The following is a 10,426-nucleotide window of genomic DNA, read 5'->3' on the forward strand; positions in this document are numbered from 1 at the left end:
GATTTTACGTGATTACAAACCAAGTTTATGAACCTTCAGGTTCTTGAACTCAGCCTTGCCACCCTGGGTATAGAGCTTCACATTCTCGTAAGGAGCTACAGGGAACACGAGGTTGGTCATGGCGATACGGCCACCATCTACGAAGAGCTCTACAGATGACTTATCTACGAAAATATCAACATGATAGGTCTTCTTGCCATCCTCGCAAAGACTCAATGGAGCCCAGGTAGCCAGAGCGAAATCGTTTTTGTAGTTGATGGAGTTGGCAATGCGGGCAGGCTGCTTGCCTTCTGCTGCCAGCTGCTTGTCCCAAGCCAACTCGATATCGTGAGGAACCGCCTGCTTGCCGAAATCACTCAGACCACTCTCGGTTCTATCCATCACTACCTTGCCCTGCTTCATATCGAAGTAAATCAGGGTGCGCTCACGCTTGTTGTTTGAAATCTCAATACCGGCTATACCGTTGGCATCTGGAGTTACATCTGCCTCAATCTCGAAAGCGCCATTCATATTGGCAGCAACACCAGCAAACTCCTTGGCATCGGCAACAGAAGCATCAGCCAAATTCTTGGTATCCTTTCTCAAAGCATACACTTCTGGAGCTACATCTTCTGAAATATAATACTTGCCATTCTTCTCGTAAAGCTTCAACTCTCGAGGCAAACCATTGGCACCACGATTCTGCTTGAACGGAGTAAGGTTGGCATACTGCCAGTTGCTCATCCAGGTGATACCCAATACTCGGTCGCCTGTGTTTGAGAAGGTAACGGTAGCATAGTGATCCTTACCCCAATCGAGCCACTTCACATCGTGGGCATCAGGACAAGTAAACTTCTTGCCATCGAAATCGCCTACGAAATACTCGGTTGCACTGCCACCAAACCAGCAACCTGGATTGATATTCATGGTCATCACCCACTTCATCTTCTTCTTATCACCATTTACAGGCAACTGGAAGAAGTCTGGGCACTCATACTGGCATGGCTGCTGACCCAAACCCTTACCAAAGGCACTCACGTAAGTCCATTTCTTGAGATTCTTTGACTTGTAGAAGCGGGTCTCCTTATCAGCAGAAACAATCATATACCAGCATTTTCCCTTCTCATACCAGAACACCTTAGGGTCACGGAAGTCCTTCAAGCCATCGAATGGAGTCAACACTGGGTTGCCCTCGTACTTGGTAAAGGTACGACCATTGTCATTGCTATAAGCGATGCACTGCACCTCATCATGGTTTACACTACTGTTGTTGGTATAGATGGCGATGATGGCATTCTTGCCGAAACCTGCCGTATTCTTCTTATCCACAACCGAACTACCAGAGAAGATATGACCTACAGGGTCGCGGGCGATGGCTGGATCGAGGTGTTCCCAATGAACGAGGTCCTTGCTTACGGCATGTCCCCAGTGCATATTGCCCCACTTACTTCCGTATGGGTTATACTGGAAATAGAGATGATACTCACCATCCTTATACACCATTCCGTTAGGGTCGTTCATCCAACCATAGAGCGGAGTGAAGTGATAAGATGGGCGATAGTAATCGGTATTGGTGGTGTCGAATGTATCGCTGAGCTTGAGCAAGTTGAGTGCCAAAGCATCCTTCTTCAGACCAAGAATCTTGACTGTAGCAGTCTTACCCTTGCCCAAAGCAAAAGGCACATAGTAATCAGAACCATTCTGAGCCAGGCGAACGTCCATCCAGGTATCATCCTTAGAACCTGTATCGAGCAAAACCTGAGCCTCATCCTTCTCTTCCTGGATAGGGAGAAGAAGATACTTGGTAGGATTCTCCACCTTGATGATAGTAGTATCACCCTTGTGTTCGATGTTCATCTTCTGTGCAAAAGCAGAAGTGGTAGCTGATGCCATCAACATGAGGCAGGCAGCCTTTGTAATCATTGAATTGGATTTCATGACTTTTTCTTTTTTAAATTGTTAGCGTTATTGTTTAAAATTCTGCTGCAAAGGTAAGGATAAAGCAGGAATTATCATATAAATCTCGTTTCATCCGATACAAAAAATCGTTCATGCAACATCTTTTGCAGTGCATGAACGATTCTTTTCCTCACATCTCCTTGGAGGCAACAAGACTATACTTCCCCCATCAGCCATTTCAACGCATTGATTCGCTTGATACCATCATAATCTGCCGTCGGGTCTTCATCGAGCGTCAAGATATACTTGGGATATTGGTCCTTGATTTGCTGAAGCGAAGCGAGTTCGCGCTTCAAGGTCTTCTCATCCCTTACCGTTGCAGCTACCTGATAATAGGTTAAGTCATTCTCGTCGATAGCAACAAAATCAACCTCCAAATTATCCATCTTGCCTATATACACTTTCTTCTGCCGACGCAAGAGTTCCAGAAAAACGATATTTTCCAAAATGCGCCCTGCATCAAAAGAGCGAGAGCCAAGCAACATACGTCGCAAACCAATATCCACCAGATAGTATTTTCCCAAAGTTTTGAGGAGTTGCTTACCCTTGATGTTATATCGCTTCACTTCATACAAGAAGAAAGACTCGCAAAGGGTTGACAGGTATTTCTCCACAGTCTTTTGGTCAATCTTTCGCCCATCAGCCGACATCAAGTCTGCAATACGTTTCGTCGAGAGAATATTGCCGATATTATCTGCCGTGAAACGTATCACGCTCTCCAACATCATCACATCAGAAAGTTTATTTCGACTCATGATGTCCTTTACCACTATCGTATTGTAAACAGCATTCAAGTAATCGCTAATCTCATTCGCCGTATCCAACTCCAATGTATATGGGAAACTGCTCTTGCTCACATATTCTATATATGTCTGTGAAAGATGGTCCGTACCACCGATACCTTCCGCATACTCCTTGAAAGACAACGGAAGCATCGCAATCTCTACATACCTACCAGACAAGAGTGTAGCTATCTCGCTAGAAAGCATGTAGGCATTCGAACCCGTCACATACAAATCAACTGTTGGCTTCAAATTAAGACTATTGATGATATCCGGAAAATCCGTGACATGCTGTATCTCATCAAAAAAGATGTAAGTCATCTTATCTTGCTGGATCAAAGGTTTGACATAAGAATACAGTTTTCTTGGGTCTCGCAATTCAAAATAGTCATAGTCCTCAAAATTGAGATAGATGATTTGCTCTTGCGTTACTCCATGAGCTATCAGCCAGTCACGATAAATCTCCATAATGGTCGATTTACCACAACGGCGGATGCCTGTTATCACCTTGATAAGCTTTTTATCCTTGAAAGCTATCAGCTTTTGCAGATAGTTATGTCGTTCTATTCTCTTCATTTTTGTATTTTTACATGTCACGCTGCAAATATACATATTTTTTAGGAATCTACATACTAAAAGTGCGATTATTTAGAAAGTTTTAGGAATTGATTCCTAAAACTTTTCTTTTACGGACGTTTTTAGGAAGACAAACACTAAAACTCCTCTATTTTATTAATCATGACTGATAAAAACACTCTTTTCACCTATTTTATTATGGAAAAACAGCGTTTTCTCCAAAGTTCAAAATCCAAACAAGAAAAAGGCAGCACTATACAATATAGTACTGCCTTATCTTATTATGTTTGAACTAATTAGAACTTCAGCGAAGCTGTGAATTCTACCGTGAATGGACGGAGATAGCTACCCGTCATTATCTGGTTCTTGATTCCCTTGGCCTCATCCTTGGTAATCAGCTCGGCACCTGCGATACTACCCTTGGCACCAGTCTGGTTGAGGAAGTTGACTACGGTGCAGCCGAGAGCCAAGCGCTTGGTTGCCTGCCAGTTCAAGCCTCCGAAAGTCTCCCAGTGACCGTTGAAGTAATATGCCTCGTTGATGTTGGCGTAGGTCTTGCTGAAGTAACGGAAACTGGTCCAGAGCTTAATGTCCTTGGTAATCATGTAGCTAGGATCTAACTCGATGAGAATCTGAGGAATCTCGGCTACGATATTACCTGTGGCATTGATGTTGCCAACATAGCCATCGCTGAAGGTGATGCTAGTTTCATACTTCTTGTAAGTTGGCTTCTGATAAGTGAAGAGGAAGTGGAAATCGAATCCCTTGAAAGGATGAGCCACAGCATCGGTTGTCCAACCCCATGTCTGGATATCGTAAGTCATTGGCGCAGCCTTGATCTCCCTGCCATGCTGCAGGTTCAGAGTTGAGTTGTTGTTGGTCTTTGAGATGTAAGAGAACAACGATGTCAAACTCAGCCAAGAATTGTTGTAGTAGATACCTGCACGACCGAGTGGCACAGAAATCTTACCTGTATTTGGCAATGTAGCTGGAGCAAAAGCCTCGAACTTAGGATGCTGTACAATGTAAGTGAAATCGCCAGTGAAGCCGAAGTTATCGGTCAACTTATAGGTTGCTGCCACAGAGAAATCGTAGTTCAACCAGTTGTAACTCAAGTCTGCTGGTGCAATCTTGGTTCCATCTGCTGCCGTAGCACCGAGACAATAATCGGCAAAACGACCTACGAAATCACCGTTTGCATTCTTCACTGCTGCATTTTCACCCTTCAGCTTCTGCCACTCCAAACGTGCACCATAGTAGAGGTTCAACTTATTGGTCACGTCCCAATCGTGGGTGAAGTAGAGAGCCAGTTTGTTTTCGCTTCCCTTGTAATACTCAGAGGCGTTCTTGTTGAAATCGTAGAAATAGCTGTTGCGCTGGTTAGCATCCCAGACACGCAACGCATAACTTCCATCAGCAGGAACACTCTGGTCATACATGGTTGTATTTGAGCAATAATCAATATGATAGAACCACTCATTCACGCCAAGACGGAAGGTGGAAGTACTGAATTTCTTGCTGAGCTCGGTGGTGAAAAGAGCCTCATCAATCTTACCGGCATTGAGACAGGACATACGGGTCTGAACATACTGACCATCGTAAGCCTTGGTCTGTCCGTTGATGTCGCGATACATATAATTATATACGCCCTTGTTAGCCTCGTTCTTCAAATCGATGATAGACATTGGTGACTGGTAAACCATCGCACCACGTGAGTGATCGTACTTCAAGGTAGCCTTCCAGTTCAAACCGTTGTCAAAACGGTAGTTGTTCATCAGGGTTACCTCGCTTGTCTTGTTCAGGCAGGCATCATAGAGAGAAGTCTGCTTCAACTCACCAGTACGCATATCACGATAGGTCATATCATTATCTACAGGAAGATAAGAAGTAGTTCCGAGCTTGAAATCTCCATACTCCTTCACGCTTCCATCGCCTACATAGATAAATGGAGCACTCTGGGTAGCATAGCTATACACGTTATGGCTATTGGCATACTTATACATGGCAGTGAACTCACCACGATTGCCGTTATACTTTTTGGTGAGGAGCGCCTTATAAATCTGAGTACGGTCCTGATAAGGAGTAGACTTAATCTTGAAGGTTCCCGGATCGAAATCCTGATACATATTAAAGCTGTAGTACCAGTCCTTACCCAAATCACCATTCATATTCAAAGAGAATTCCTGCAATCCGAAATGATTGCTCTTATAGTTCAGCGTACCATTGAATCCTTTCTGTCCCTTCTGGGTGAAAGAGTTCACGGCATAACCGATATTACCGGTAGTGATGGCAGTCTCGGCAATCTTGAGCAAACCCTGATGGCTCAAACTTGCATCACCACGCCAGATAGTATTGACAGAATGAGGATTGGTAGCGTAAGTAACAGGCAGACCATTCTCCAAAACGTTGACATCGGCAGAAGGCAAGCCTATCTGAATCTCACGAGGACCATTCGCACTGGCTGCATTGAGCATCACATTACGATTACCCTCTTCCTTAGCACTTGAATTATCATCCTGTGCAAAAGCTGCTGTAACATTTACCAATGAAAGTGCAAGCATCATAGCTGCGCTCTTTCCATTTAATAAGTTGTTCATACTTTAAATGTTTAATTTGTTAGCGTTAATGTTTTGATTTCTGGTGCAAAAGTACATAAAGGTCTGAACAGCGGCTTAAAAAATCATTTCATCGAATAAAAAATTCCGTTCATTGTAACATAATTGCTATTACATGAACGGAATTTCACACTTTTCTGCTACTTTCTACTTCTTAACTAACTCTTTTCTATTTCAGCCAAAGGGAGTCATATAGATCACTACAGACTATTAAGAGCGTGTCATGATGTACTTGAGTTAATAAGTTCAAGTGCTTGAGTTAATGAGGTCAAGTGCTTGAATCTGTGAGGTCAAGTGTTTGGTTCAGCTTACTCAAGTGGTTCCGTAAGCTATCGGAGACGACTCCGGAAGCTATCGGAGACGACTCCGGAAGCAGACGCAGATAGCTTCGTTGGCTAACGCAAGTACTTGCGATGCTCAACGCAGCCTGTTTCGATGGACCATGTAGGCTAATACCCAAAAACGTTAACGAACAATAAAAAACAGCTTAGATTTTGTGGAAACGCATCTTTTTTGTACTTTTGGAAAAAATAAGGCAGGAATGACTGAGCGAAAGATCATACATATCGACATGGATGCCTTCTTTGCTGCGGTAGAGCAAAGAGACAATCCGGAACTTCGGGGCAAACCGGTAGCGGTTGGCTTCGACGGACCTCGTGGTGTGGTTTCTACAGCCAGCTATGAGGCAAGGAAGTATGGCGTTCACTCGGCGCAATCCATCGCTCAAGCCAAGCAGCGCTGCCCTAATCTCATCATCGTGCCCTGCCGGCATGATTATTACGCTAAAATATCCCATCAGATACATCAGATATTCCAGGAATATACCGACCTCATCGAACCCATCTCCATTGATGAAGCCTTTCTGGATGTCACTCACAACAAGAAAGGGATAGATATGGCGGTGGATATCGCCAAGGAAATCAAGGTCCGTATCAAGGAGGCAACAGGTCTCACAGCCTCGGCAGGTATCAGCTACTGCAAGTTTCTCGCCAAGGTGGCATCCGATTACCGGAAGCCAGACGGTATCTGCACCATTCATCCCGACAAGGCACTCGATTTCATCGCCCAGCTGCCTGTAGAGGATTTCTGGGGCGTGGGCAAGAAAACACTGCAAAAGATGCATTTCATGGGTATCTACAATGGTGCCGACCTACGGAAAGTATCCGAAGAACATCTCGTAGAGGTATTCGGTAAAGCCGGACACATCTTCTATCATTTCGCTAGAGGAATAGACAAACGCCCCGTCATCACCTATCGGGAACGCAAATCTGTGGGATGCGAACAGACTTTCCTGGAGGATATCTATGCCAAGTCGGCAGTGATTATCGAACTCTACCATACGGTTCTTGAACTGCTGGAGAGAATCGCCAAAAGCGGTTTTGAAGGAAGGACCTTAACCCTAAAGGTGAAGTTCTCGGATTTCACCCAGATTACCCGCAGCATCTCTCAGGAGAAGATTCTGACGAAAAAGGACGATATCCTTCCCCTTGCCAAGCGACTGCTTCAACTGGTAAATTACTCTTCGAGCCGTCCCATCCGTCTGTTGGGCCTATCCGTAAGCAATGCCACCTCAGAAGAAGCCCGGAAGGAAGACAAGGAGAACAGTACCCTGAAACCTGAGTACCGGGAGTTGGAACTCGAGTTTGAGGAATGGAAAGAATGAGAAAGGAGATGAGAAGGAGATGAAATGAAAGAAGAAAAGGAGATAAGCCCCGAATAGAAAGTGAAAAGCAGCTGACAGGCATATTCCTGCAGCTGCTTTTTCATTTTTACTGTTTTTTCCCAAAAACTAACTATTCATTTTCCCAAAACTAACATAAACCTATCTTAAACAACTAACTAACATTTTCCCAAAACAATCTTTTACCTAAAAGAAACTAATTACCTCTGAAAAACAATCCTATAAACCTAAATAACTAAAACCTATATACTTACTAAACCAATGAACTTACTAAACCTTAAACTTTTAAACCATTAAAACCTAAACTTAAAAACTTGCAAATATTACTACCTCAAATACTTGAAACAATTTATTAACTTCAAATTTCTGGTACAAAAGTATGAAGATTTAGCGAAAGTCATGGATAATTATCGTTCAAAAACTAGAAAAAAAAGGTACTTTGCACTCTTTTCATCGAAAATGAACGATTTTTGCACCTTTCCCGAACGATTTTTTGAATCGCTATCAGTTATTTCCTTGAAAATGAGTAAGGAGCATCATCTTCTTGTGTACCTCGCTGCAAGTTTGGTTGCTCAGAAAGGCGATAAGTAATCTGTGTTCCCTGCATCAAAGAACGCATATCAAGATAGTTATGCTGGTAAGATTTGTCATTCAGCAACATTTCATCCACATAGCATCCCTTGCCTTCCGACTGGATATCTACGTCCTTGCCGTTCTCCAAATGAAGTTTCATCGACTTGAAATAAGGAGTTCCCAACACATACTGGCCACTTCCTGGACAAACAGGATAGAATCCCATCGCCGAGAAGACATACCAGGCTGAAGTCTGACCATTATCCTCATCACCACAATAACCATCAGGGGCTGGTGTATAGAGCTTGTCCATCACCTGGCGAATCCAATACTGAGTCTTCCAAGTCTGACCGCTATAGCCATAGAGATAGATGGCATGCTGGATAGGCTGGTTGCCGTGTGCATAATTACCCATATCCATCACCTGCATCTCACGGATTTCATGAATCGTATATCCATAGTAACTATTATCGAAGACAGGAGGCAGGATAAAGACAGAGTCGAGCATCTGATTGAAAGCATCCTTACCACCCATCAGTTGGATCAATCCCTGAGGATCATGGAACACCGACCAGGTATAATGCCAGGCATTACCCTCTGTAAAGGCATCACCCCACTTCAGAGGATTGAAAGGAGACATAAACTTGCCATTCTTCAATCTGCCACGCATCAGTTTTGTTTCCTTATCAAACATCTTCTGATAATTCATCGCACGCTTGGCAAAAGGCTTCAGCTCCCTAGCCGACTTACCCAAAGCCTTACCCAACTGATAGATACACCAGTCATCGTAAGCATATTCCAAAGTACGGGCTACACTCTCATTAATCTTCACATCGTATGGCACATAACCCAACTTATTGTAATACTCATATCCCAAACGTCCGGTAGAGTTTACCTGAGGATGAACAGTCTGGGTACCATGAACCACAGCCTGCCAAAGAGTCTCTATATCATAGCCGCGCAAACCGGAAAGATAGGCATCGGCTACCACAGAGGCTGAATTATTACCTACCATACAACCACGATGACCCGGACTCGCCCACTCTGGCAGGAAACCACTCTCCTTATAAGTATTGGCAAGACCTTCCTGAATCTTCACGTTTTCAGATGGATACATCAGGTTGAGAAGAGGGAAGAGACAGCGGAAAGTATCCCAGAAACCAGTATCCGTGAACATATAGCCCTTCTGAACCGTACCATTGTAAGGACTGTAATGCACGATTTCGCCAGCAGCATCCTTCTCGTAGAAAGCACGAGGGAAGAGTACCGAACGATAGAGACAGCTATAGAAAGTACGGAGATGATCGATACTCTCATCCTCTACCTCTATCTTTCCCAGAACTTCGTTCCAGCGCTGACGGCCCTGCTGTTTGAGCTGATCCATATCCGCCTGTCCCAGTTCCTTGAGATTCTGCATGGCCTGGGCGCTGCTGATAAACGAAGAAGCTACACGTGCCTGAATCTTTTCGCCACGCTGACTGGTTTTGAAAGTGATGATAGCACCCACGTGGTTTCCCTTCTGTTCGTTAGCTGAAATCAGTTGACCATCCTTCACACTGACAAATGCATCAAAGTCGTGATCGAACTCGATGACAAAGTAATTGCGGAAATTATCAGGTACTCCCCCACTGTTGCGGGTAGAGAAACCGATTACTTTCCGTTCAGCAGGAATCACCTGGATGCAACTTCCCTTGTCGAAGGCATCAATCACCACATTTGCCTGATCAGTCTTCGGGAAGGTGAAAGCCATCAAGGCAGCGCGCTCCGTAGGGCACAACTCTGCCGTTACATCATAGTCTGCCAGATAGACACTATAATAATAAGGTGTAGTCTTCTCTGCCTTGTGAGAGAACCAGCTGGCTCGCTTCGCCTCATCAAAGACCGGTTTACCCACGGTAGGCAAGAGAGAGAACTGACCGTAATCATTGATCCAAGGACTTGGCTGATGCGTTTGCTTCAATCCTCTGATTTTCTTAGCTGAATAGGTGTATTGCCATCCATCCCCCATCTTTCCGGTCTGAGGAACCCAGAAGTTCATACCCCAAGGCATTGCTATGGCTGGATAAGTATTTCCTGTAGAAAACTCGGGATTGGAATCTGAACCCACGAGTGGATTGACGAAATCTACGGCATTCTTTACGTTCACCTTGACAGCATGTGCCAGCAAGGTGAGACATACAAATAGTAATAAAAGAGATTTCCTTTTCATTTTCTTCTGAAAATTAGTTATTATCCTTAATTCCGCAACACTATAGTTTAAC

The 10,426-nt window shown here is 44.1% G+C and carries 5 protein-coding genes; 1 reads left to right on the top strand and 4 read right to left on the bottom strand.

Going from position 1 to position 10,426, the window contains the following annotated elements:
* Positions 1–12 precede the first annotated feature (12 nt).
* From DW657_RS10760 to DW657_RS10770, 3 genes are all read right to left on the bottom strand, one after another.
* Positions 13–1,917, bottom strand: coding sequence for a GH32 C-terminal domain-containing protein (locus tag DW657_RS10760; RefSeq protein WP_118312501.1), 1,905 nt, complete (start codon positions 1,915–1,917; stop codon positions 13–15).
* Positions 1,918–2,093: 176 nt separating this feature from the next.
* Positions 2,094–3,296: an ATP-binding protein gene (locus tag DW657_RS10765; protein WP_117727158.1), complete on the bottom strand. Its 1,203-nt coding sequence runs from the start codon at positions 3,294–3,296 to the stop codon at positions 2,094–2,096.
* 296 nt (positions 3,297–3,592) lie between these two features.
* Entirely contained in the window at positions 3,593–5,857 is a 2,265-nt protein-coding gene (locus DW657_RS10770) for a TonB-dependent receptor (RefSeq protein ID WP_233546890.1), read from the bottom strand.
* Between the two features lie 595 nt (positions 5,858–6,452).
* Here DW657_RS10770 and dinB point away from each other — a divergent pair.
* Positions 6,453–7,574 carry a DNA polymerase IV gene (gene dinB, locus DW657_RS10775; protein ID WP_118312502.1) on the top strand — a complete coding sequence of 374 codons (1,122 nt, stop codon included), beginning with the start codon at positions 6,453–6,455 and terminating at the stop codon, positions 7,572–7,574.
* 526 nt (positions 7,575–8,100) lie between these two features.
* Here the strand turns inward: dinB and DW657_RS10780 are convergent.
* Positions 8,101–10,374 (bottom strand): GH92 family glycosyl hydrolase, encoded by a 2,274-nt coding sequence (locus DW657_RS10780; RefSeq protein WP_118312503.1) that lies wholly within the window; start codon positions 10,372–10,374, stop codon positions 8,101–8,103.
* Positions 10,375–10,426: the final 52 nt, after the last annotated feature.

The organism is Prevotella sp. AM23-5 (assembly GCF_003473645.1).
In the GTDB taxonomy this organism is placed as follows: domain Bacteria; phylum Bacteroidota; class Bacteroidia; order Bacteroidales; family Bacteroidaceae; genus Prevotella; species Prevotella copri_A.